Genomic DNA, 21,404 nt, shown 5'->3' with positions numbered 1-21,404 from the left:
CCCGTTGTTAAGACTCTGCCTCCACACGCACAACTACATTGGCTGTAATCCCCGCGTACAGATGCAAAACCGCGTGGGATTCACCGAGGTGCTTGATATCTTCCATCGATATCTTCTTACGATCAACGGCATGTCCGAGGTTCCCCAGGGCTTTGGCGACGTCGGCGTTCGTAACCGCACCAAACAAGCGACCGCCTTCGCCAGCCTTTGCCTGAATCACAACAGTTTGATCCTTCAACCGGTCAGCTAACTGCTGCATCTCTTGACGCTCTTGGTCCCGCTTCTTCTTTTCATGGAGCTTCTTATCATTCAACGCGCGCTCCCGGCCACTGGTGGCCTCTACCGCTAAGCCTTTGGGAATCAAAAAGTTTCGCGCGTACCCGTCTTTGACCTCTTTAATTTCCCCAGCTTTGGCTACACCCTTAACATCCGCTTGAAATATTACCCGCATTTTAAGGTCCCTCACTCCCTGTTCGAACAGTTGCACCTTTGTGACCTGACGCCGTGCGTTAGCCCTCGCGACGACTGAGATACCGCGCGAGCCGGCTGAGATCACCAAACCATTCCTCCAATTCCTGATCCTCAGTGAGCGATCGGTTGAGGCGCTGGATGGCCCGGTCCTCAAGACGCGGAGGACTGATCCCGAGCCGCATGCCCAGTACGTAGGTGGTGATCAGAATGCCGGACAGAGCATCCCGTACTCGGTCCTCGGGTCCGTTGATGAGAGCCCGAAACAGATCGCCTTCCTCCGATAACAACTCGGCTTTCAGCCATTCAATCGCCATCAGCTTACGAGCCGAACCGGCGTCACCAATCATCGCCGCCACCCCTGAGTTCAGGATCTAAAAAGAGCACGCCATGGCGTGCTCTTTTTAGTTACTCAATCGTAAAAGGCAAGAGCGCCATGACTCGGGACCGCTTTATCGCCAGCGTCAATTGCCGCTGATGTTTGGCACAGTTTCCGGAGATACGCCGCGGCAAAATCTTGCCTCGTTCGGTAATGTAACGTCGCAGGCGAGTCGCTTCCTTGTAGTCCACACGCTCGACCTTATCAACGCAAAAGCCGCAAACCTTCTTCTTAGGACGCCGTCCACGTTCCTTACGCATCGGTAGCCTCCTTTCCCGCCATACTTAGAAGGGGAGGTCGTCGGGAAGCTCGGACTCATCACTCCCAAACCCCGCGTCGGGGGAGGATTGGCCATCGCGCGGCCGATCGAGAAATCGTACGCTGTCACAAATCACTTCCGCAACCCGGCGTTTGGATCCATCTTGGGCCTCATAGCTGCGAATTTGCAGACGGCCTTCGACGGCGACCAATCGACCCTTGGTGAGATGATTGCCAACCGTCTCCCCTAACTTACGCCAGGCGACACAGTCAATGAAATCCGCTTCACGCTGCCCTTGTTGATTGGTAAAGGGCCGGTCAACCGCCAATGAAAAAGAGGCAACCGGAACACCTTGCGGCGTATAGCGCATTTCCGGATCTCGCGTCAATCTCCCGATAAGCACAATGCGATTAAGCATTCCCCGTGTCCTTTCCCCGTTTAGTCGTCCAAACGAACGACCATGGACCGAATGACCTCTTCGTTTATATTGAGCAACCGGGTAATTTCGTTAGCGATGGCACCATCGCCGGAGAAATTGACCACAACATAGAACCCTTCGGTAAAGTCATCAATCGCATAGGCGAGTTTGCGGCGACCCCATTTGTCGGTCTTTTCCACAGTCCCACCGGCGCCTTCGACTATTTGCTCAACCTTTTCAATAGCCGACTGTTGCGCTTCTTCGCCAAGGTCCGGTTTCAAAATGTACATGAGCTCATATTGAGCCAAATCTGTCACCTCCTCCACGGACTCCCTTGCGGGGGGCTCTGCAGCGAGCAGAGCAGGGTGGTGTGGGTGGAATACCCAAGCGCAGTTAGTATAACAGGTTGGCCATTTGATAGCAATGATGGCCGTTCGACATGAACGGCCAAGAGAAAATGTTCCTCGAGGAACACTTACGGCTGTGCGGAGGGAAAATGTTTTTTCACCGCACGTTCAAAGTCTTTTCGAGGCATCATAATGCGGTGCCCGCATCCCAGACACTTCAATCCAAAGTCAATACCGGTACGCCAAATCTGCCATGAATGGCTCCCGCACGGGTGTGCTTTTTTGAGCTCCACCGTGTCGTTTATTTCATACTTGGGCTTGTCCATCCGGTTCCTTTCACGACTCCTGCCAGCGGCACACTCGATTGATAAAGGGCCTTGGCGACAGCTTCACGCAACTGGCATCCTAACTGATATGCATTAGCATAGCGCACCGGCGCACTGACTGCCCAGACCACTGCCGCCGGTTGGATATCAACAACACCGACCAACTTTGTGCCGGGAACCTCATGGGCCACCTCAGCGACCATCTCTTCGAAGACCTGCCGGGCTCGGTCAGGGCTGGCACTGGGATCCAATGGGATGTTGACGGTGACTGAGGTGGGGCGCCGCGTATGGTTTTGGACCTCAAGGACCAAGCGGTTTGGCACCACCGTCTCTTCACCGGTGGGACCCGCCAGGCGAGTAATACGAATTCCCAATTCCAAGACCGTCCCCGTAAGACTGAGATTCGGCAAGGAAATTTGATCACCCACGGCATACTGATCTTCATACAGAAGAAAAAGGCCGGTCACTACATCCTGCACTAGCCCTTGAGCACCGAATCCGATAGCTAAACCAACGATTCCCGCCCCAGCGAGAAGGGAGGCCGTGGGCACACCGAATAAATCCAAAACGGTAATAATTGCTGCGAAGTCGACAACATAGCGCACCAACGAGGTCAACAAACGATAAAAGGTGGCGCGCCGGGCCCGCCGCATTTCGTCTTCGGGCGTCCGTGCGGACTCTAACCCACCAATAATGCGGTTGACGATCCGGACGAAAACGCCTGCGGCGACAATAATAAGAACCGCTTCTACCCCGTGCAGCTGCCAATGCGGGGGCAGGTGCAGCGTTTTCATAGATATTGCCCCCCCGGTATCTTGGCAATGCGACTAAACAGCCCCATAAGGGTTCGCGCGACCGGAGCGTGGTGGATTTCCTGGCTAAGACCCGAATGGTCGATGGCAGGAACCGCGAGCAACAGCGTAAGAATCAAGCCGGCGACCACCCCATGCTCAGCGATCCCCGCAAGGATCCCACCTAAGCGGTTGAGGAACGCGGTCAAACGAAACGCCCGCACGCCCTGGCTTATCACTGATCCGACTGTGCGACCCACAAACTCCAAGGCACCAATAATCAGGAGGAAAATCAATAAGCCAATAAGCGTGTGGGCGAGATGCCACGCTTCCTGCCGCGCACCCGGAATAGCCGAGGCCGGGGTTGGGAGGTACCGCTCCACCCAGTGCCGAATGGGCGCCGCGGAAACGACCAGTTTCGTGACCCGCTTGTACATGTGAGCTGCGACAATGGCGCCGACCACGTAACCAGCTAAACTAAACCCAACCCAAACCAGCCCGCGGCGAAGTCCATACAGAGCACCCAGCAGTAGGTATCCCAACACGACCAGATCGACCCAATCCATTGCTTTGAGGCCCCCTTTACGGGTGTTGTCCGGACCATATTGCCAGTATATATGCCATAATGATTGCGACAAGGGAAGGATCGACCGGACCGCCCCCTCGATGCATCGCGATGTCTACCACAGCCCAAGCAATAAGGCCCGACACCGCCAACAACAGTGCATCGAATAGCAATCGTCCAATATTTATATTACCCCAGCGGCGCACAATCAGACCTAGCTGGGCCGCAAGACCCACAACCAAAAAGGTGAGAACAAACACCAGCGGCGTTGGCCAAGACGCCCGCGAAGCGTGCAGAAGACTGGCCGCCACCACAGGCAACATGACAATCATGACCGACCCTAAAATCCGGATCCATCCCGGTGCATGCGTTGAACGCGCTCTCATCGGTGCACCACGGTAAGAATAACAACCACCCCAATTGCTGCCGCGACCCATAGAACCACAGGCGGGATGACCGGCATCCGAAACCCGCCGCGCCGCCGAATTTCTTCTCGAGCCCGTTGATTATCCAAGCGTTGCGAGCGTTTATAGTGGGAAACAAAAGCGGAATACCGGCCTTGGCGCCGATAGGCCACACTCAAGTTACGATGTGCGGGCGGGTATTCGGGATCGCTGTCTAAGGCTAGCAAATAATGTTGAATCGACCGCTCGACTTCGCCGCGCTCAAGATAAATATTGCCGAGATTCGTGAGCGCGGGAGCGTACTTGCGATCCCACTTCAAGGCCGTCAAAAAATATTTTTCGGCTTCGTCCAGTTGCCCAGAATCAGCCAGGATAACTCCGACCTTGTTGTATCCCTCGGGACGTTCGGGAAATTCATCAAGTAGACGATTGAAAGCCCGCTCGGCGGTGTCACGGTCTCCCCGCGTCCAGGCATCGGTGCCTTCTTGCATCAATCGTTCACCGTCTGTCGTCCACTCAGCCAATAGCTATCCTCCCGAAGCCGATTGTTTAGGTCGATATACCAAGGGAATCCACAACACCACCGCAACAACCCCCATTAAGGGATAGAGTGTCGCCACCAGCCGTTGGAATCCCCAAATACTGAACAAGAAGGTTGCTCCCACCAACCATAGAACGCGACGTCCATATTGGGTCCGAAGCGCGTACGCTTCCGCGACGCCAGTCGTAAATAGCGCAATCCATAAGCTCACACCGTACAATGTACCCCAAACGGGATGCACGCGCGCAGCCAAGTCGAGCATAGGCAATGCGCCAGGCGTGTGGAGTCGGCTCAGCGCATGGTGCTCCATCAATGCCAATCCCGACAGCAACACCGCACCCCCAACCGCAGCCAAGACACTATCGCGTCGACCGGTTAGGCGGGGGCCGATGCCGATCAAAACCATAATTCCCGTGAAAATATTATACGATAGATACAACAAAGCGGACAGCGCCCAACCGTGAGCTGATCCTACGCGGAGGCGCGCCGGCTGATGCCATGTCAACAAAGCCACCATCATCACCAAGACCACGAGATAGGGGACCAAGGCGACATTCACACGAACCACTGAATCGGTCCCGCGTGCAACCACTAGCACGATGAAAAGACTGGTAGCAAGTGCCCCCCAAAACACTGGGAGGCCGATAATCTGTTGACTGGCGGCCCCACCGCCTGCGGCGACCACCCCGAGGCCGATGACCAAGAAGGCTGTCGTGACCCCTTCGGCAACCCGAACCAGGGAAGCAGGATATAAACTCTCCAATAATGCCCCGAATGAGGCGGCTCGCCCCCGGCGCCCGCTCTCCAAGGCCAAGTATCCCAGCCATGCAAACAGCGCTCCCGCAATCCCGATGCCCCATACGCCCGCCGTGCCAAAACGACCGAAGAACTGATAAATCTCTTGGCCACTGGCGAATCCGGCGCCCACCACCGCGCCGACATAGGTAAAGGCGACCCCCAAACTTCTGCCTTTCATTAACTTCCCCCCGTCCTATTGGTACATCTATATCAGGACTAGGGTAAAATAGGCATAGATTTCCGGAGACAACATTGCCACCCCACGCAAGGAGCGACGTCCGTGCCCGATCAACGTTCCCACCGGTCAACCCCGGAAAATCCGCGGGAATTCCGTACGCTGGTCGATAGGCCGCAGGCCCGGGAAGAATTAGCCTTGGCGCTGGCGCGCCTATGGAGTGATGGCGGTCCGCCGGAGGCCATCGTGTGCATCGGCACCGATCGGGCAACCGGCGATGCCCTGGGACCTTTAACCGGATCTTTTCTCCTGCAGAATCCCACCCGCGAGCTGGTTGTCCACGGAACCTTGGATGTGCCCGTACACGCCACCAACTTGCACGATATCATTCGGTCCCATCCACGGCTTCTCAAATCACGCGTGCTGGCGGTAGACGCATCGCTTGGGCGTCCCGAAGAGGTCGGACTCATCACCGCAGGACTGGGAGCCATACGCCCAGGCGCCGGTGTTAACAAAGAACTTCCGGCGCTTGGGCGCTACTATGTGACGGGGACAGTCAACATTGGAGGTTTTATGGACTATTACGTTCTACAAAACACGCGCTTGGCGCTGGTGATGCGCATGGCCCACACGATTGCCGAGGCTATCCTCTTAAGCTTGCGACTTTGACGCGATGGGCTGCGATCCGCGCACATTACGCGCCATATCGAGCGCCTGCTTCTCTTCCTGGCTCAAAACGTAACGACTCTCGTGGGATTCGACCGGCTTCGCATAGAGTCTTACTTCGTCACGACCCCACAAACTTGTGAGCACGAGACCATCTCCGTGATCATTCAAGAGCGCCGCAGAAAAGGACAGGTCCGAGCCGGTGTCCATGAACGGATTAAAACGCACTAGGCCCACGCGGTTGATAGCTTGTCCAGCCTTGGTCTCGACCGTATCAAGGCGAGCTCCGAAGGCGTCAAATCGGTCTACGGCCGCATCGACTCGCTCATGTAGTGCCGCTATTAGGGCCTCGACATTTTGCGGCTTTTCATCACCAAAAACGCGTAAATAGCGGCGTTTGACACGAGAAGCCGCCGCCAATCCCCAAATGCCGAAGATTAGGGCGATAACCGCCAACCCCAAGGCCCCATACGCTAAATCCACCGTAGGCAGTGACACCATGGACCCTCCTATCAATTTAAAGAAAAGACACACCCTGAAGCTTCAACCATCCTAGTATAACCGTCAGGACCAAAGCTGGGAGTAGATTGGCAATGTTAATCAACGGTTTTTCACTAAGAAAATTCACCCCGATTGCGGCGACCATCACACCACCCACCACACTCAGATCGGTGAGAATCGCTCCCGACAAGAACCCCTTAAGAAGGGAGGCCAAAATCGACAAAACGCCCTCGTAGACAAATGTCAGGGGTGCCGCTAGGACCACACCCCATCCCGCCGTCGACGTCAGCAGCAAGGCGGTCACCCCATCTAATATTGCCTTGGTTTCCAATATCGTGGGGTGGCGTGTCAGCCCCGCTTGCAAGGATCCGACAATTGCCATGGCGCCTACATTAAAGATCAGCGCGGCAGAAATAAAACCCTGCATGAAGCCTCTTTTCCCAACACGCCGCTCGATAGACTGTCCCAACACATCCAAACGTTCACTGATGCGAAGGAGTGCGCCCAGCCAAGCTCCGACAACGACCGAAACCAGCAGGTTGACGGGGTCAGCCAGCGGAAACGCCATCTTAACCCCAATGACAACGACAACAAGGCCCATCAGTCGCATCGCCTCTCGCCGGAAAGCGGCGCTTAGCCGTCCTCCCCATGCGAGGCCCAACAGAGAACCCAACAGTGCCCCGACACCGTTAACCAACGCACCGGTAAGGTGATTCATTCGCTGCTGATAGCTCCTATGCCAAATATTGGTTCCTCAATAATGTTCCTCGAGGAACATTTTTAAACCACAAATCCACCATCCGATGGCGAGGGCTCGTGATCCAGGATTGCTAAGAGACGTTCTAGCTCATCTAAACTTCGATAGGGAATTTCTATGCGGCCCTTTTGGCTGTCCCCGCGCAACGTGACCTTAGTACCCAACCGCCGTCTGAGGCCAGCCTCCACACTTTTTAAATGCACATCTTCTTGTGCCTTTGGCCGTGGAGGAAGGTCGCCCCGCTTCACGGCAGCCTCCAACTGCTTAACAGTCCAACCTTCTTCAGCCGATCGGCGCGCCAACTCGCGACGCCGCCCATCGGCAACAGACAGCAACACTTTCGCGTGGGCCACAGTTAGCGCTTGCTCAGAGATCAGACGCTGGATCTCCTCTTCCAAATTCAACAATCTCAGGTAATTGGCCACGTGACTGCGCGATTTTCCCACCCGCGCCCCGATCTCTTCTTGCGTCCACCCAAATTCGTCAATCAGCCGATTGTAAGCCAAACTCTCTTCCATCGGATTCAGATCGCTACGCTGTAAGTTTTCCACCAATGCGAGCTCAACCGCTTCTCGGTCGCTGAACTCCTTAACGACCGCCGGAATGGTGCGCAATCCCGCGGCCCGCGCTGCGCGTACACGTCGCTCACCAGCAATTAGCTGATAATGGCCGTCGACAGGACGCACCAGAATGGGCTGAATCACGCCGTGAATGCGAATCGATGCCGTTAATTCCGCCAAATCCTCTTCTCGAAAAACGCGCCGAGGCTGAAAAGGGTTGGCCTCGACAGCGCCGAGGTCAATGCCTTGAGGTGCCGTCGAGCCGTGAAGATTTTCCTGGGTGCGTTCTTCCGGCGAACGCTCAGGAATCAACGACGAGAGACCGCGGCCTAATCCCCGCGCCTTAGCCATGCTGCATCACCTCTTTAGCCAATTTTTGATAGCCTTCTGCTCCTCGGGACTTCGGGTCGTAACGCAGAATAGGCAGCCCATGACTGGGTGCCTCGCTCAGCCGTACAGCCCTGGGAATAACCGATTGGTAGACCTGTTGATGAAAATGTTTGCGCACTTCGTCAGCAACCTGCTGCGCTAAATTAGTGCGTGCGTCATACATCGTCAACAACACGCCTTCCAGCTTCAAACGCGGATTTAACCGTTTTTGCACGAGCTCAATAGTCGATAACAGCTGACTCAAGCCCTCCAATGCAAAAAACTCGCATTGCATTGGGATAATCACCGAATCGGCAGCTGTTAAAGCATTAATAGTCAGCAACCCCAGTGAGGGAGGGCAGTCGATGAAGACATAATCGTACCGATCCCGAATCAGGCGGACCTCCTTCTCAAGGAGCAATTCCCGCCCCTCCTGTTGGGACAGTTCAACCTCCGCACCCGCGAGGTCCAACGTCGCCGGTAAGAGGTGTAACCCGACCACCTCTGTCGGAATCAGCGCCTCCATGAGCGGCTCGCCGCCCAACAACACATCGTAAATGGATACGTCGACGAGTGACTTTTCTATCCCAAGTCCGGTTGTGGTATTGCCTTGGGGATCAACGTCAATGGCCAATACCCGCTTTCCTGAATCCGCCAGATAGGCAGCCAAGTTGATAACCGTCGTGGTCTTACCCACCCCGCCTTTTTGATTGGCCACCGCTATGACCCGGCTCAAACTTACCCCTCCCGATTTTTGGGAATGCGCACCCGAATCTCCCAACCCGTGGAATCTTCATGCTGCGTCATTTCCACTGCCATGCCCGCCTCTTCGACAGCACTCAGCGTCTTCTTAAACGCGTTGTAGACAATGCGGAAATCCTTGACCACAGCCTTGGTTGCCGGATGTGAATTCCTCCCACGGGCGCGATGGGCAATCCATTCTTCTGCCTGACGCACAGTCCACTTATTATCAATCATGAGAGTTAACAACGTGCGCCGTTCTTGGTCCGCTTGCAATGACAACAACACCCGCGCATGCCGCTCAGTAAGTCCCGCTTCTTGAATGCGTCGACGGATATCACGGTCCAACTGTAAAAGTCGCAGCTTGTTGGCCACAGCACTCTGACTCAGACCCATGGTCTCCGCAATTTGACTCTGCGTCCAATGAAATTCTGTGTGAAGCCGCAAAAAACCTTCCGCCTCATCCCAATATGACAAACTTTGCCGATGCAAATTTTCCACTAACGCCAGGACAGCACTGGTTTCGCCATCGGCTCGCCTGACAACCGCTGGAATCCGGGTGAGCCCTGCCATCCGAGCTGCTCGAAACCGCCGTTCGCCCGCAATTAATTGGTATCCCCGTTCAACCGGCGACACCACAATCGGCTGAATTACCCCATGATTATGAATGGACTCAACCAGTTGCGAAAGCTCTTTGGCCGATATCTGCCGGCGAGGTTGATAGGGGTTGACCTGGATTCGGTCAACAGGAACCATCTGCACCGCTGCATCGCCGTGATTTTCCACAAAACGCCTCCTGACCGACGTTGCCGTCCTTAGTCCCAGCTTTTCCCCAAGTCTTTGGCCCTCCGCGGGAATACCCTGGGAGTCGGGCCCACTTTCTCTATGACTGCAAACTGGTCATAGTCACCCTGACTACTTCGATACACACCCGAATACCATCCCTTTAGCGCGCCCCCCAAATGTTCCAACCGCCCCCGTTCCTGATCCAACTCGACGGGCCCCCGAGGACCTTTGGCCAAAAGAACCTGTCCTCCAACCCGCGTATAGGGCAATCCTAACTCCAACGACACCGCGGTTGAGGCCACCGCTCGCAAGGTTACAGCATCAAACTCCTCCCGAACCCGCGGCTCCTTAACGACCCACTGCTCCGCCCTCGCCGTAACAACCTCCACGTTATTTAATCCAAGGTCTTCAACTGCCCCGCGCAAAAAATCGCAGCGGCGCGCCCGAGAATCCAGCAATACCCAGTGAACCGACGGTTTTTGGATGGCCAAGACCATGCCCGGAAAACCCCCACCGCTTCCTATATCCAATGCCCGTTGGACGCCCGTCCGTAAAAGACAGCCCATAGCCAACGAATCAAGTACCCCGCGCTGCCACAGCAGGTCGCCCCGCCAAGCGGTTAAATTCATGGGAGCTGATTCAACTAAACGTATGTACCCTTCCAGCAAGTCCTGGCGATCGTCGGGAACGCCATATTCTGATTTGAGTCCCCGAATTTGTTCCATCGAACCCTCCTTCTATTGACATCCATATGTTACCAAAACAACACCCCACTGCCGATTACCGGGATACAAAAAAAACCGCGCATCGCGCGGCTTTTCCCTGAACTCTCACTTTTGCGTTGCCGGTGCACTACCGGCAGCTCCGCCGTTAATGGGCCTTCGCAGCAAGACAATGGTTTGAACCCACTGAAACACGTTAGATACGACATAATAGATGGAGAGACCGGCCGGAAATCGGTAGGCTACGTACCCAAATACCAACGGCATCATGTACAACATCATCTTCTGACTCGACTCCATGCCGGGTTGAGAAGGGGTCATTTGCATCGTCTGACGTTGCATGAAAAAGGTGCTAATCGCTACCAAAATGGGCAATACAAATGTATGGTCAGGCTGAGCCAGGTTGTGCCAAATCCACAATCCACCGCTCTGCCGATAGTGAAACGTCCGTAAAACGTCAAACAACCCGTACATGACTGGAATCTGGAGCAAGAGGGGGAGACAACCCGACGCGGGATTCACACCCTCCTCTTTATACATCTTGGAGATTTCCTGGTTCAGCACCTGGGGATTGCCCTTGTGCTTTTGCTGCAACTCCCGCTGCTTCGGAGCTAGTCGTGCCATCTTCTGCATGGAACGCGCCTGTGCCACACCTAATGGTAGAAGCACCAGACGAACCAACAGCGTCAGCAGCACAATGCCAATCACATAGTTCCCGGTCCAATGATAGAAGACGATAAATATCGCTTGTATCAGGCCCGTGAACCCATGCCAAATTGCTCCCATAACATCCTCCTCGTGGCCCTAAGGCACAGGGTCATACCCACCTTCGTGAAAGGGATGGCATCGGCTGATCCGCCGAATGGCCAACCATGAACCTTTCAGAGCCCCGTATTTCGATACCGACTCCACCGCATACTGGGAACAGGTAGGCACATACCGACAGGACGGCGGCGTCATGGGAGACACATACCGCTGGTATACCCGTATCAGCCCCAACACTACGTACTTCATCACAATCAACCCTTGCTGCCCAAGCACCCGGCTTGCCGGAGAACGCGCTGCATAGATTGCTCTAAATCTGTCCAGCGAGCATCCAGCACGCTTTTTTTCCCTAAAAAGATCAAATCTCCGCAGGGCTTCACGTCATCGGCATATTGGCTGTACAACGCCCTCAAGCGTCGTCGCACCCGGTTACGCCTCACGGCATTGCCAACCGTCCGCTGAGTTGCGAACCCCACCCGCGGACGCGGCCCTCGGCCTGGATAGAGAACGAAAAGGACCACGTAACGGTCCCCATACGTCCGGCCTCGTTTAAAAACCTGTCCAAATTCCGCGCGCTTTTTAAGACGCTGGTATTGCATGTGATTAAACCGCTACCCGCTTACGGCCTTTTTGGCGACGACGCCGCAGTACAGCCCGACCCGAGCGGGTACGCATGCGCTGCCGAAATCCGTGAACTTTATGGCGGTGACGCCGATTCGGTTGATAGGTGCGCTTCATCCTTAGTCACCCCCTGACACAAGGCAAATCGCATTTATTATACAGACGCCCACTCTGAGGGTCAAGGAGTGCCACCACCTGTCCCGTTTCAGGGTATGCCCAACGGGCTTCCAAAATGCACAAGATCCGCTAGGAACTCCCTCTAATTCAATTGTACCCCAAAAGGGGATCTGCTATGATGGGGGCGAGCCTCCGCTGCGTCGGAGGAATCATTATTTTTACAAGAGATATCAACAAGTTGTGGATAATCTTGTGGATTTCTTGTGCATAGCGTTCACAGGGGGAAGGAGTGCCATGATCAATATCGGCCTTGAGTCGTTGTGGGCTGATGTAGTTGACCGACTCAAGAATGAGTTGTCGACGCCGAGCTTTGAAACCTGGGTACGCTCCGTGGTACCAAAGAGTTTGGACGACAACGTGCTGACGTTGGAGGTCCCCACCGAATTTACGCGAGAACTCATTGCCGCTCGCTACACCGACTTGATGCGAGATTTGGTGCACAACACGTTTGGCCAAGCGCTGGACATTCGCATCATGGTGGCGCCGCCCAAACCGGAAACAGTCATGCCGAAAGAGTCGCGTTCTAAGGTATCAGCGCGGGAGTCTCAACCATCCGAGTATGCCTCGCGCCTCAATCCCAAATATACCTTTGAAGCCTTTGTGGTTGGCAGCTCCAACCGTTTTGCCCATGCCGCCTCGCTGGCGGTCGCGGAAATGCCTGCCCGGGCCTATAATCCCTTGTTCCTATATGGTGGTGTTGGGCTGGGGAAAACCCACTTAATGCATGCTATCGGACACGTGGTGTTGAAGCAGGACGCTGCTTTACGGGTTCTGTACGTATCGGCCGAAAACTTTACCAACGAACTCATCAACGCTATTCAAGATAATAAGATGGTGCCCTTTCGCAACCGATACCGGACCATCGACGTGCTGCTCATCGATGACATTCAGTTTGTGGGCGGTAAGGAACGGACTCAAGAAGAGTTCTTTCATACGTTCGAAGCATTACACGGCGCGCATAAGCAGATTGTGATCTCCAGCGATCGGCCGCCTAAGGATATCCAATACTTGGAGGAACGGCTTAGGTCACGCTTTGAATGGGGCCTTATTACCGACATCCAACCGCCTGATTTAGAGACGCGAATGGCTATTTTATCGAAGAAGGCCCAGTTGGAGAACTTATCGGTACCTGACGAAGTCATTCAGTTCATTGCTTCCAAAATTGACACCAACATCCGTGAATTGGAAGGTGCCCTCATTCGCGTGATGGCCTATGGATCGATTACTCGGCAGACGCTGACACCGGACTTGGCGTATGAAGCATTGAAAGATGTGATTCACGAAACTCGCAAGAAAGTCATTACGATTCGCCTCATTCAAGAGGAGGTCGCCCGCCATTTTGATCTCCGGGTAGAGGAGTTCAAAGCCAAAAAGCGTACGAAGGCGGTTGCCCATCCTCGACAAATTGCCATGTATATCGCACGTGAACTGACCGATGCCAGTTTGCCAAAAATCGGCGAGGAATTCGGGGGACGAGACCATACCACAGTTATGCATGCCTGCGAAAAAGTGTTGCGGGATCGCACTCAGGACCCGCAGCTCAATCAGACAATCCAAACTCTGATAAAACGCATTGAGTCTCATTAAGTGCGTAACGTGTGGGCAATACCGGGACAACCCTGTGTACCATGATGGAAGTTGTCCACATTATCCCAAGGACGCGTTCCCGGCCTGACGGGCTTGGGGATATCGAGGAAAGTTATCCCAAACTTATTCCCTGTCGGATGATGCAAAATGACGCGGTTTGAGTCGGTTATCCTCTTATCCCCAAGCCTTATTAAGACAACGATCTTTTAAAATATCTTTACGTATTCATCATAAGCTCGGCACTATTTGACAAAAGGAGCATTCGGGATGCACATTTACGCCACCCAAGATCAATTAGCCAAGGCCTTAGCCACGGTATCACGGGTGATTATGCCTCAGAACAATATGCCAATTTTAGCCGGCATTCAGTTGGACGCTCGGGACAACCTTTTAACCCTGACTGCCACCGATTTATTCACAACGCTCCAAAGTGAGATTGCCGCTGAAGTCACCGAACCTGGCACAATTGTTCTGCCGGCAAGTCTCTTGACCGAGCTTGTACAGCGCATTCCAACCGCGACATTGGAACTCGGGACGGAGGACAGTGGGGCGAAGGCAGTCATTAAGTACGGAAAAAACCGAGCAACGTTGCATGGATTCGGATCTGAGCGGCTTCCCGAATTTCAAGCCCTCGAGGGATCCCTAGAAACCGTTGTGATTGGCTCCGGCATTTTTACTCGTTTGGCCCGCGAATTGTTGTTCGCCTGTGCCAAAGATGAGACTCGGCCGATCTTGCGCGGGGTGTCGTTGACCTTGGATTCTGGTCGACTCATCTTCGCCACGACCGATGGCACCCGACTCTCGCACACCTGGGTCGCAGTTCCAGAGTATCGGGGTGGAGAGCGAAGTTGTGTCGTTCCTGCCAAGTTGGTGGCGGAATCAGCGCGACTCAATGCTGCCGAGGATGCCGAACTCACATTGGGCAGCAATCTCGTCCGGATTCGCACCGGTTCCAGCGTGATTGTCTCTCGCTTGTTGGATGGTCAATATCCCGATTACCAACGGGTCATTCCCCAAGAATTTGTTGTGCAAGGCCGGGTACGGGTGTCAGACTTTCGCGGTGCGCTGGAACGCGCCAACCTCATTGCTGCGCGAGACCGCACCAGTTCGGTTCGTATTCGCCACCAGGGGGGACAACTGGACATTTCGGCGTCCGCTCAGGAATTTGGGCAAACCTATGAATCGGTGGAATTTGACAGTCATGGGCAAGAACTTGACCTGCTCTTTAATCCGGTCTATCTCTTAGAGGCCCTAAAGTCCCTGGAGGGAGAAGAGGCGGTGCTGGAATTCTCCGGTGTTCAATCACCGCTGCGCATTCGTGATACTGAGAATGCGCAGTACAGTCACGTGGTGTTGCCGCTTCGACAACTCGTCTAAAATGGCCATCAACGTCTTGGATGTTAGCGCCTTTCGCAACATCGGCCGTGCCCAGGTTGAATTTTCTCCCCGGCTGACGCTTTTGGTGGGATCGAACGGACAGGGAAAAACCAACCTATTGGAAGCCGTTTATGTGCTGTTGCAAGGCCGTGATTTTCGCACCGCTCAAGAGCGCGAAGCCATCCAAGAGGGCGAGCCGGTGGCGTGGCTGCAGGCTACCGGAGAGATTCAAGGACGACCCGAAACCTGGCGGCACCGTATTCAGCGACAACCGTCCCGTCGGACGCACCAGGGCCCGGTTGTCCCGGTTGTGCTGTTTTCACCGGACGACGTTTATTTGGCCAAGGGATCCCCTGAGCGCCGGCGCCGGTTCTTGGATTTATTGCTGGCACCCCACGACAGGCATTACGCCAGGTCCATACGCGCGTACCATCGTCTCTTGCTGCAAAGGAACCGGGCCTTGAAGGAAGCGGCTCTTCAAACGGTCGTCGACGACTTTACCCCGCTCTTGGTCAAAGAAGGGCTGTACATTTGGCAACGACGTCGCGAGACGCTGGCAGCACTGCTGCCGCTCGCTATGGCCATCCATTCTCAGTTGGCGCCAGGGGAAGCGCTCGAAACGGCGCTAAAGTTCGGCGGTAGCCTCGAGCCCATTGCGGATGAAGGCTCCTACTATCAATTGATAAACGCCCGGCGCGGCGAGGAGCGGGCCAGACAGACGACGTTAGTTGGCCCTCATCGAGATGATGTGGTTTTTCGCCTTAACCAGCGCGACACTACGCTGTATGCTTCCCAGGGACAACTGCGGACTCTCGCGCTGAGCACAAAACTGGCGACCCACCGCTGGCTTTGGAACGAAACCGGGATCCGCCCGATCATTTTGCTGGACGACGTGCTCTCCGAACTTGATTCGGCGCGTCGCGAGGCTCTCTTGGCTGCGGTATCCACGACAGAACAGCAAACCATTGTTACTGACACTGAACCGAGAAGCTACGCCTCGCTGGAGCCCAAGATTCTTCACGTGGAAAGGGGCGATGTGCGCGCATGGAATCCACCCCCGACCCGCGCCTAGGGGAGATTTTAAGTCGTCTTAGCGCACAACATGGCTGGCAGCGGGCCGAATGGCTCCGGGCTCTAGACCGGTTATGGCGGCACGTGGTTGGCGATACCGTGGCAGAGTACAGCCACATTCTCACCCTGACCAACGACGGTGTGTTGGTTGTCGCCGTGCCGTCTTCTGTATGGGCGCAGGAAATCGGCTATTACAAGCCACGCATTCTCGCCGCCATCGCTGACGAGCTGCCCCAGGCATCCATAAAAGATATTCGTACGCGGGTCAAAAGCGACTTTGCCCGACTTCCGCGGCGAAGTGAGCCGTATCGTCCCTCCCCGCATGCCCGGACTGAACATCGATTGGACCCTCACGTTGACCTCCAGGTATTGTTGGCGCGTGTTCAGGAAAACTATCAAGAAGCGGCCCACGAATGGCTTGCGAACGGCTTTGTTCCCTGCGCGCGCTGTCATGCCCCCACGCTAAAGGGCTATCGCTTGTGCGTGGCGTGTGAGTTGGACCGCCAAACTAACGCCTAAACGAGGTCATTATGTATCTGCACATTGGCCAGGACTGGATGGTTCCAATGCCGGATGTAATCGGGATATTTCAAGAGCGGCTCCTCGACGAGTCGGTGGACTTTCACCATTTGTTTCTTCGCCTGACATCTGAGGGACGCGTTAGGGGCGACCGATACGATGCTAAGTCCGTTGTGTTGACGGACGAGAACCTATACTTGACTGCTATTTCTGCCCATACCCTGATGCGTCGGGCCGAGCGGCGGGACTCCCCATTCGAATCCGTATAGGCGCTATGGTATACTGAAATTACCAGACCCGGGCGGGTCTTATTCGTATGTTTAAGGGGGATCCCCAGATAATGGCGGGCAAACAAAGTCCCGAATACACAGAAAGTCAAATTCAAGTCCTCGAGGGACTTGAGGCTGTCCGTAAGCGTCCTGGCATGTACATCGGCTCAACCAGTGTGAAGGGTCTCCACCACCTGGTTTATGAAATCGTCGACAACTCTATCGATGAGGCGTTGGCCGGTGTCTGTGACCGGATTCAGGTTACGTTGTACGCGGATGGCAAAGTAGGCGTTCGCGATAATGGTCGCGGCGTTCCTACCGGGATCCACCCCAAAGTTGGGATTCCCACTTTAGAAGTGGTTCTCACCATGCTGCACGCCGGGGGTAAATTCGGCGGCGGGGGATATAAGGTGTCCGGCGGCCTTCACGGGGTTGGTCTGTCGGTTGTGAATGCCTTGTCCTCCGAATTGGTCGCTTATAGTCGGTTCGGCGGCGCTTTAAGTGTGCAGCATTACGCCAAAGGCAAGCCCCTCGATGCCGTAAGTGAGGTGGAGAAGACCACCGAAACAGGATTTGAGGTGGTTTTTCGGCCTGACGCGGAAATTTTTGAAGACGTTCATTTTTCGTTTGACACGCTGGCGACGCGCCTTCGTGAACAAGCATTCTTGAATTCAGGCGTATTGCTGTCACTGTATGAGGAATCCACGGGTCGGCAGGTCCGGTATCACTACACCGGCGGCGTTGTCTCGTTCGTCGAGTATCTCAACCTTAACCGTGAGGTCATTCACCCTAAGCCGATTGCCTTTGGAGGAGAAAAGGATGGGGTGTTTGTTGAAGCCGCCGTTCAATACAACGATAGTTATACGGAAACATTGTTTACCTTTGCCAACACGATTCGCACCCTTGAAGGGGGGTCGCATGAGGCAGGGTTTAAGGCTGCGCTAACTCGCGTATGCAATGACTATGCCCGCCGTCTAGGACTCTTAAAAGATGCGGATCCCAACCTCTCGGGTGACGACGTTCGGGAAGGGTTGACCGTTATTCTTTCGGTCAAGCTTCCGGAACCCCAGTTCGAAGGGCAGACGAAAACCAAGCTTGGAAACTCGGAAGTTCGGGGGATTACCGAAGGAATTGTGGCTGACGGATTGTCCACGTACTTTGAGGAGAATCCTTCCATTGCCAAACGCATCTTGGAAAAGGCGATTCAGGCAGTTCGAGCCCGCGAAGCCGCCCGCAAGGCCCGGGAGCTGACGCGGCGGAAAAGCGTATTGGAATCGTCGGCGCTGCCGGGAAAATTGACCGATTGCTCAAGCAAAGATCCATCCGAATCGGAACTCTATTTGGTCGAGGGCGACTCTGCTGGTGGCTCGGCCAAGCAAGGCCGAGACCGCCAGTTTCAGGCGATTTTGCCGCTCCGGGGAAAGATTCTGAATGTGGAGCGGGCTAGGATGGACAAAATCTTAGGCAACGAAGAAATTCGGGCGATGATTACCGCTATTGGTACCGGCATTGGCAACGAGTTTGACATTACCAAGGCTCGCTACCACCGTGTGGTTATCATGACGGACGCGGACGTGGACGGCTCGCACATCCGCACCCTACTTTTAACCTTCTTCTACCGCTACATGACGCCGCTCATCGAGGCCGGCTATGTCTATATTGCTCAGCCCCCGCTTTATTTGGTGAAAAAGGGCAAGCAGGAACGGTACCTCTATGATGACGCGGCCCTGGAAAGTTTGATGAAGGAGTGGGGGGGACACGACAACATCAACATTCAGCGCTACAAGGGTTTAGGCGAGATGAATGCGGAGCAGTTATGGGAAACGACGATGAATCCCGAAACGCGGACGCTGTTGCGCGTGGAACTGGAGGATGCAGCCGCGGCGGATTGGATTTTTACCGTACTCATGGGCGACAAAGTCGAGTCCCGTAGAGATTTCATTCAAGAGAATGCGCACCAGGTGCGCAATCTTGATACCGTAGGATAATAATCGGAGGCGCTGTAAGTGGCAAATATTGGCCATGTTAGGCCCATCGACATCGAAGATGAGATGCGGCGTTCGTATATCGACTATGCGATGAGCGTTATTGTCAGCCGAGCATTGCCGGATGTGCGCGACGGGCTGAAGCCGGTTCATCGCCGCATTTTATATGCGATGCAGGAATTGGGCAATACGCCCAATCATCCCTATAAGAAATCGGCGCGTATTGTGGGAGAAGTGTTGGGCCGCTATCACCCTCACGGAGATACAGCGGTTTATGACGCCATGGTGCGAATGGCGCAGGATTTCTCCATCCGCTACCCGTTGGTCGATGGTCATGGAAATTTTGGATCCATGGATGGCGACTCCCCTGCGGCTATGCGTTACACCGAGGTGCGTTTGGCTCCTATTGCGATGGAGCTTTTGGCGGATATCGACAAGGATACGGTGGATTTTGCCCCGAACTTTGATGAGTCGACCGAGGAACCGACGGTGTTGCCAGCCAAGATTCCTAATCTCCTCATCAACGGCTCTTCTGGTATTGCGGTGGGTATGGCTACCAATATTCCTCCGCACAATCTTACTGAGGTGTGTCGTGCTGCCGAGCTGTTAATTGATCATCCGGAGGCCGATTTTGAACAGTTGCTCGCCATTTTGCCTGGGCCGGACTTTCCGACCGGGGGCATCATCATGGGCCGGGAGGGGATTCGCCAGGCTTATGCGACTGGACGCGGCATCATTACCATCCGCGGAGTAGCCCGCGTTGAGGAAACATCCAGTGGCAGGGAGCGCATCCTGATCACCGAGATTCCGTATCAGGTTAACAAAGCGAGGCTGATCGAGAAAATCGCCGACCTGGTTCACGAACGGAAGATTGAGGGCATATCTGATCTGCGCGACGAATCAGACCGTACCGGTGTTCGCGTCGTCGTCGAGCTGAAGCGCGACGCTGTGCCGAAAGTGATTTTGAACCAACTGTACAAGTACACGCCCATGCAGCAGACGTTTGGCATCATTCTGCTCGCCCTGGTGGACGGCCGGCCCATGATTCTCTCCGTTCGCGAGATGCTGGAGAACTTCATCCGCCATCGTAAGGTGGTCATTGAACGCCGGACGCGGTTTGAATTGGCAAAAGCCGAAGCGCGGGCCCATATTCTCGAGGGTTTGCGGATTGCGCTGCAGTTTCTGGACGAGGTTATTCAGTTGATTCGTTCGGCCAGCTCGGTCGACGCGGCGCGCGAGGGATTGATGTCGCGCTTTGGCCTTTCTGAAAAGCAAGCCACCGCTATCTTGGAAATGCGGTTGCAACGGCTGACCGCTTTGGAACGGGAGAAAATCGAGGCGGAATATCAAGAGGTTATGGCGCTTATCGAGCGACTGCGGGCGATTTTGGCGGACGAACGGTTGGTTTACAATCTGATCAAAGAAGATTTGCAGGAAATTCGTAGCAAGTACGGCGATGAGCGCCGAACCAAGCTAGGACCATCGGTGAAGGATATCTCTGATGAGGATCTGATCCCGGAAGAAGATATGGTGGTCACCATTACCCACCGCGGCTATATCAAGCGTCTATCGCCCAGCGTATACCGTCCGCAGAAGCGGGGTGGACGGGGCGTCAGCGGCAGCACGGTTAGGGAAGATGACTTTATTTCCCATTTGTTTGTGGCGTCAACTCACGCCTATCTCTGTTTCTTCACCAACCGCGGACGCATCTACCGCGTGAAGGTGCACGAAATACCAGAGGCTGGACGACAAGCCAAGGGCATTTCCATTGCCAATCTTATCGCATTGGAGCAGGATGAGCGGATCGCAGCTGTTCAGACCTTGACCGATACCTCCGACACCCATTTCTGGGTATTTGCCACCAAACGAGGTGTTGTCAAACGCACCGCCTTATCCGATTATGGAACTTGGCGGGGCGGTGGCATTATTGCCATTTCGCTCGACGAAAACGATGAACTTATTGGGGTTGAGCCTACCGAGGGACACAGCGATATCATGTTGGCTACCCGTCATGGCCAGGTGATCCGGTTTGAAGAGTCGCAAGTTCGCCCCATGGGACGGGCTGCTCGCGGTGTAACCGGCATCCGTCTCAAGGGCGATGATTGGGTTGTCTCATTGGCCACTGTTTCTGATCAGAAGGAATTGCTGGTTCTCACCGAAAACGGCATTGGCAAGCGCACGCGGCTAAATCAGTTTCGCATTACCGGTCGTGGTGGACAAGGCGTCATGGGTATGCGCATTACCGCGAAGACCGGAGGACTTGCAGGAATCTTGCCAGTCAATGGTGATGAGGAGTTTATGGTCATCTCCAGCGAAGGCGTGTTAATCCGTCTACAGGTCGAGTCTGTCTCGCAGCAAGGACGGGCCTCACAAGGAGTAAAAGTCATGCGCTTGGAAGATGATCACCGTGTGAGTGCCGTGGCTCTGGTTAAGGCAGACACGGAAGAGGAGTAGTCGCTC

29 protein-coding genes are annotated in these 21,404 nt (G+C 54.8%); 8 read left to right on the top strand and 21 right to left on the bottom strand.

All coding sequences use genetic code 11. The features are described from left to right. Window positions 1–7: 7 nt before the first annotated feature. The 11 genes from rplI to HIJ39_RS00965 all read right to left on the bottom strand — a co-directional run bounded on the left by rplI (window position 8) and on the right by HIJ39_RS00965 (window position 5,474). On the bottom strand, window positions 8–451 hold the full coding sequence (gene rplI / locus HIJ39_RS01015) for a 50S ribosomal protein L9 (RefSeq protein ID WP_169095779.1): 444 nt from the start codon (window positions 449–451) through the stop codon (window positions 8–10). Between the two features lie 58 nt (window positions 452–509). Continuing rightward, the gene (locus HIJ39_RS01010) at window positions 510–818 is read right to left on the bottom strand and encodes a MazG-like family protein (protein ID WP_169095777.1); all 309 of its coding nucleotides are present in this window, start codon (window positions 816–818) and stop codon (window positions 510–512) included. A 58-nt stretch (window positions 819–876) separates the two neighbouring features. After that, on the bottom strand, window positions 877–1,107 hold the full coding sequence (rpsR, locus tag HIJ39_RS01005) for a 30S ribosomal protein S18 (RefSeq protein WP_169095775.1): 231 nt from the start codon (window positions 1,105–1,107) through the stop codon (window positions 877–879). 24 nt (window positions 1,108–1,131) lie between these two features. Next, window positions 1,132–1,524 (bottom strand): single-stranded DNA-binding protein, encoded by a 393-nt coding sequence (locus HIJ39_RS01000; RefSeq protein ID WP_169095773.1) that lies wholly within the window; start codon window positions 1,522–1,524, stop codon window positions 1,132–1,134. A 20-nt stretch (window positions 1,525–1,544) separates the two neighbouring features. Beyond that, the gene (gene rpsF / locus HIJ39_RS00995) at window positions 1,545–1,841 is read right to left on the bottom strand and encodes a 30S ribosomal protein S6 (protein ID WP_338055041.1); all 297 of its coding nucleotides are present in this window, start codon (window positions 1,839–1,841) and stop codon (window positions 1,545–1,547) included. 158 nt (window positions 1,842–1,999) lie between these two features. Further along, a complete protein-coding gene (locus HIJ39_RS00990) occupies window positions 2,000–2,197 on the bottom strand; it encodes a DUF951 domain-containing protein (RefSeq protein WP_169095769.1) in 198 nt (65 codons plus the stop codon). Further along, entirely contained in the window at window positions 2,173–2,991 is an 819-nt protein-coding gene (locus tag HIJ39_RS00985) for a mechanosensitive ion channel family protein (RefSeq protein WP_169095767.1), read from the bottom strand. Before HIJ39_RS00985 ends, HIJ39_RS00990 begins: the two co-directional genes overlap by 25 nt. Beyond that, a complete protein-coding gene (locus HIJ39_RS00980; protein ID WP_169095765.1) occupies window positions 2,988–3,554 on the bottom strand; it encodes a CvpA family protein in 567 nt (188 codons plus the stop codon). Before HIJ39_RS00980 ends, HIJ39_RS00985 begins: the two co-directional genes overlap by 4 nt. A gap of 16 nt (window positions 3,555–3,570) precedes the next feature. Next, on the bottom strand, window positions 3,571–3,939 hold the full coding sequence (locus tag HIJ39_RS00975) for a hypothetical protein (protein ID WP_169095763.1): 369 nt from the start codon (window positions 3,937–3,939) through the stop codon (window positions 3,571–3,573). Further along, window positions 3,936–4,481 carry a tetratricopeptide repeat protein gene (locus tag HIJ39_RS00970; RefSeq protein WP_243239243.1) on the bottom strand — a complete coding sequence of 182 codons (546 nt, stop codon included), beginning with the start codon at window positions 4,479–4,481 and terminating at the stop codon, window positions 3,936–3,938. Before HIJ39_RS00970 ends, HIJ39_RS00975 begins: the two co-directional genes overlap by 4 nt. 3 nt (window positions 4,482–4,484) lie before the next feature. Next, window positions 4,485–5,474, bottom strand: a complete 990-nt coding sequence (locus tag HIJ39_RS00965) for a YkvI family membrane protein (RefSeq protein WP_169095761.1) — start codon at window positions 5,472–5,474, stop codon at window positions 4,485–4,487. Between the two features lie 102 nt (window positions 5,475–5,576). Between HIJ39_RS00965 and yyaC the strand changes: the two genes are divergently transcribed. After that, window positions 5,577–6,140 carry a spore protease YyaC gene (gene yyaC / locus HIJ39_RS00960; RefSeq protein WP_169095759.1) on the top strand — a complete coding sequence of 188 codons (564 nt, stop codon included), beginning with the start codon at window positions 5,577–5,579 and terminating at the stop codon, window positions 6,138–6,140. Here yyaC and HIJ39_RS00955 read toward each other — a convergent pair. From HIJ39_RS00955 to rpmH, 10 genes are all read right to left on the bottom strand, one after another. Next, window positions 6,123–6,638 carry a DUF4446 family protein gene (locus tag HIJ39_RS00955; RefSeq protein ID WP_207711384.1) on the bottom strand — a complete coding sequence of 172 codons (516 nt, stop codon included), beginning with the start codon at window positions 6,636–6,638 and terminating at the stop codon, window positions 6,123–6,125. The two genes, yyaC and HIJ39_RS00955, sit on opposite strands and share 18 nt — an antisense overlap. Window positions 6,639–6,654: 16 nt before the next feature. Next, a complete protein-coding gene (locus tag HIJ39_RS00950) occupies window positions 6,655–7,356 on the bottom strand; it encodes a DUF554 domain-containing protein (RefSeq protein WP_169095757.1) in 702 nt (233 codons plus the stop codon). Between the two features lie 62 nt (window positions 7,357–7,418). Then, window positions 7,419–8,306, bottom strand: coding sequence for a ParB/RepB/Spo0J family partition protein (locus HIJ39_RS00945; RefSeq protein ID WP_169095755.1), 888 nt, complete (start codon window positions 8,304–8,306; stop codon window positions 7,419–7,421). Then, entirely contained in the window at window positions 8,299–9,060 is a 762-nt protein-coding gene (locus tag HIJ39_RS00940) for a ParA family protein (protein WP_169095753.1), read from the bottom strand. Before HIJ39_RS00940 ends, HIJ39_RS00945 begins: the two co-directional genes overlap by 8 nt. A gap of 2 nt (window positions 9,061–9,062) precedes the next feature. Then, window positions 9,063–9,851, bottom strand: coding sequence for a ParB/RepB/Spo0J family partition protein (locus HIJ39_RS00935; RefSeq protein WP_169095751.1), 789 nt, complete (start codon window positions 9,849–9,851; stop codon window positions 9,063–9,065). A gap of 29 nt (window positions 9,852–9,880) precedes the next feature. Continuing rightward, window positions 9,881–10,576 (bottom strand): 16S rRNA (guanine(527)-N(7))-methyltransferase RsmG, encoded by a 696-nt coding sequence (rsmG, locus tag HIJ39_RS00930; RefSeq protein WP_169095749.1) that lies wholly within the window; start codon window positions 10,574–10,576, stop codon window positions 9,881–9,883. Window positions 10,577–10,681: 105 nt separating this feature from the next. Further along, window positions 10,682–11,359: a YidC/Oxa1 family membrane protein insertase gene (locus HIJ39_RS00925; RefSeq protein ID WP_169095746.1), complete on the bottom strand. Its 678-nt coding sequence runs from the start codon at window positions 11,357–11,359 to the stop codon at window positions 10,682–10,684. Window positions 11,360–11,377: 18 nt separating this feature from the next. Then, window positions 11,378–11,590 (bottom strand): membrane protein insertion efficiency factor YidD, encoded by a 213-nt coding sequence (gene yidD / locus HIJ39_RS00920; RefSeq protein ID WP_338055032.1) that lies wholly within the window; start codon window positions 11,588–11,590, stop codon window positions 11,378–11,380. A 2-nt stretch (window positions 11,591–11,592) separates the two neighbouring features. Next, window positions 11,593–11,937 carry a ribonuclease P protein component gene (gene rnpA, locus HIJ39_RS00915; protein WP_169095742.1) on the bottom strand — a complete coding sequence of 115 codons (345 nt, stop codon included), beginning with the start codon at window positions 11,935–11,937 and terminating at the stop codon, window positions 11,593–11,595. Between the two features lie 4 nt (window positions 11,938–11,941). After that, on the bottom strand, window positions 11,942–12,076 hold the full coding sequence (gene rpmH, locus HIJ39_RS00910; protein ID WP_169095740.1) for a 50S ribosomal protein L34: 135 nt from the start codon (window positions 12,074–12,076) through the stop codon (window positions 11,942–11,944). A 294-nt stretch (window positions 12,077–12,370) separates the two neighbouring features. Here rpmH and dnaA point away from each other — a divergent pair, with 294 nt between their 5' ends. The 7 genes from dnaA (at window position 12,371) to gyrA (ending at window position 21,398) form a co-directional block, all read left to right on the top strand. Next, a complete protein-coding gene (dnaA, locus tag HIJ39_RS00905) occupies window positions 12,371–13,723 on the top strand; it encodes a chromosomal replication initiator protein DnaA (RefSeq protein WP_169095738.1) in 1,353 nt (450 codons plus the stop codon). Between the two features lie 267 nt (window positions 13,724–13,990). Then, window positions 13,991–15,100, top strand: coding sequence for a DNA polymerase III subunit beta (gene dnaN, locus HIJ39_RS00900; protein WP_169095736.1), 1,110 nt, complete (start codon window positions 13,991–13,993; stop codon window positions 15,098–15,100). Then, window positions 15,054–16,172 carry a DNA replication/repair protein RecF gene (recF, locus tag HIJ39_RS00895; protein ID WP_243239242.1) on the top strand — a complete coding sequence of 373 codons (1,119 nt, stop codon included), beginning with the start codon at window positions 15,054–15,056 and terminating at the stop codon, window positions 16,170–16,172. Before dnaN ends, recF begins: the two co-directional genes overlap by 47 nt. Continuing rightward, window positions 16,145–16,690 (top strand): DciA family protein, encoded by a 546-nt coding sequence (locus HIJ39_RS00890; protein WP_169095734.1) that lies wholly within the window; start codon window positions 16,145–16,147, stop codon window positions 16,688–16,690. Before recF ends, HIJ39_RS00890 begins: the two co-directional genes overlap by 28 nt. A gap of 11 nt (window positions 16,691–16,701) precedes the next feature. After that, window positions 16,702–16,959 (top strand): extracellular matrix regulator RemB, encoded by a 258-nt coding sequence (gene remB, locus HIJ39_RS00885; RefSeq protein ID WP_169095732.1) that lies wholly within the window; start codon window positions 16,702–16,704, stop codon window positions 16,957–16,959. A 71-nt stretch (window positions 16,960–17,030) separates the two neighbouring features. Then, the gene (gene gyrB / locus HIJ39_RS00880) at window positions 17,031–18,947 is read left to right on the top strand and encodes a DNA topoisomerase (ATP-hydrolyzing) subunit B (RefSeq protein WP_169095730.1); all 1,917 of its coding nucleotides are present in this window, start codon (window positions 17,031–17,033) and stop codon (window positions 18,945–18,947) included. Window positions 18,948–18,965: 18 nt separating this feature from the next. Then, window positions 18,966–21,398 carry a DNA gyrase subunit A gene (gene gyrA / locus HIJ39_RS00875; RefSeq protein WP_169095728.1) on the top strand — a complete coding sequence of 811 codons (2,433 nt, stop codon included), beginning with the start codon at window positions 18,966–18,968 and terminating at the stop codon, window positions 21,396–21,398. Window positions 21,399–21,404: the final 6 nt, after the last annotated feature.

The organism is Sulfobacillus harzensis, assembly GCF_012933365.1.
GTDB lineage: Bacteria > Bacillota > Sulfobacillia > Sulfobacillales > Sulfobacillaceae > Sulfobacillus_B > Sulfobacillus_B harzensis.
This window is presented reverse-complemented; position numbering and strand designations above follow the sequence as displayed.

Bases quoted from the DNA above. Each gene is read 5' to 3' on its own strand.
- rplI (WP_169095779.1), bottom strand. From the start codon at position 451: ATGCGGGTAATATTTCAAGCGGATGTTAAGGGTGTAGCCAAAGCTGGG.
- HIJ39_RS01010 (WP_169095777.1), bottom strand. From the start codon at position 818: ATGATTGGTGACGCCGGTTCGGCTCGTAAGCTGATGGCGATTGAATGG.
- rpsR (WP_169095775.1), bottom strand. From the start codon at position 1,107: ATGCGTAAGGAACGTGGACGGCGTCCTAAGAAGAAGGTTTGCGGCTTT.
- HIJ39_RS01000 (WP_169095773.1), bottom strand. From the start codon at position 1,524: ATGCTTAATCGCATTGTGCTTATCGGGAGATTGACGCGAGATCCGGAA.
- HIJ39_RS00990 (WP_169095769.1), bottom strand. From the start codon at position 2,197: ATGGACAAGCCCAAGTATGAAATAAACGACACGGTGGAGCTCAAAAAA.
- HIJ39_RS00985 (WP_169095767.1), bottom strand. From the start codon at position 2,991: ATGAAAACGCTGCACCTGCCCCCGCATTGGCAGCTGCACGGGGTAGAA.
- HIJ39_RS00980 (WP_169095765.1), bottom strand. From the start codon at position 3,554: ATGGATTGGGTCGATCTGGTCGTGTTGGGATACCTACTGCTGGGTGCT.
- HIJ39_RS00975 (WP_169095763.1), bottom strand. From the start codon at position 3,939: ATGAGAGCGCGTTCAACGCATGCACCGGGATGGATCCGGATTTTAGGG.
- HIJ39_RS00965 (WP_169095761.1), bottom strand. From the start codon at position 5,474: ATGAAAGGCAGAAGTTTGGGGGTCGCCTTTACCTATGTCGGCGCGGTG.
- HIJ39_RS00955 (WP_207711384.1), bottom strand. From the start codon at position 6,638: ATGGTGTCACTGCCTACGGTGGATTTAGCGTATGGGGCCTTGGGGTTG.
- HIJ39_RS00950 (WP_169095757.1), bottom strand. From the start codon at position 7,356: ATGAATCACCTTACCGGTGCGTTGGTTAACGGTGTCGGGGCACTGTTG.
- HIJ39_RS00945 (WP_169095755.1), bottom strand. From the start codon at position 8,306: ATGGCTAAGGCGCGGGGATTAGGCCGCGGTCTCTCGTCGTTGATTCCT.
- rsmG (WP_169095749.1), bottom strand. From the start codon at position 10,576: ATGGAACAAATTCGGGGACTCAAATCAGAATATGGCGTTCCCGACGAT.
- HIJ39_RS00925 (WP_169095746.1), bottom strand. From the start codon at position 11,359: ATGGGAGCAATTTGGCATGGGTTCACGGGCCTGATACAAGCGATATTT.
- rnpA (WP_169095742.1), bottom strand. From the start codon at position 11,937: ATGCAATACCAGCGTCTTAAAAAGCGCGCGGAATTTGGACAGGTTTTT.
- rpmH (WP_169095740.1), bottom strand. From the start codon at position 12,076: ATGAAGCGCACCTATCAACCGAATCGGCGTCACCGCCATAAAGTTCAC.
- dnaA (WP_169095738.1), top strand. From the start codon at position 12,371: ATGATCAATATCGGCCTTGAGTCGTTGTGGGCTGATGTAGTTGACCGA.
- dnaN (WP_169095736.1), top strand. From the start codon at position 13,991: ATGCACATTTACGCCACCCAAGATCAATTAGCCAAGGCCTTAGCCACG.
- recF (WP_243239242.1), top strand. From the start codon at position 15,054: ATGCGCAGTACAGTCACGTGGTGTTGCCGCTTCGACAACTCGTCTAAA.
- HIJ39_RS00890 (WP_169095734.1), top strand. From the start codon at position 16,145: ATGGAATCCACCCCCGACCCGCGCCTAGGGGAGATTTTAAGTCGTCTT.
- remB (WP_169095732.1), top strand. From the start codon at position 16,702: ATGTATCTGCACATTGGCCAGGACTGGATGGTTCCAATGCCGGATGTA.
- gyrB (WP_169095730.1), top strand. From the start codon at position 17,031: ATGGCGGGCAAACAAAGTCCCGAATACACAGAAAGTCAAATTCAAGTC.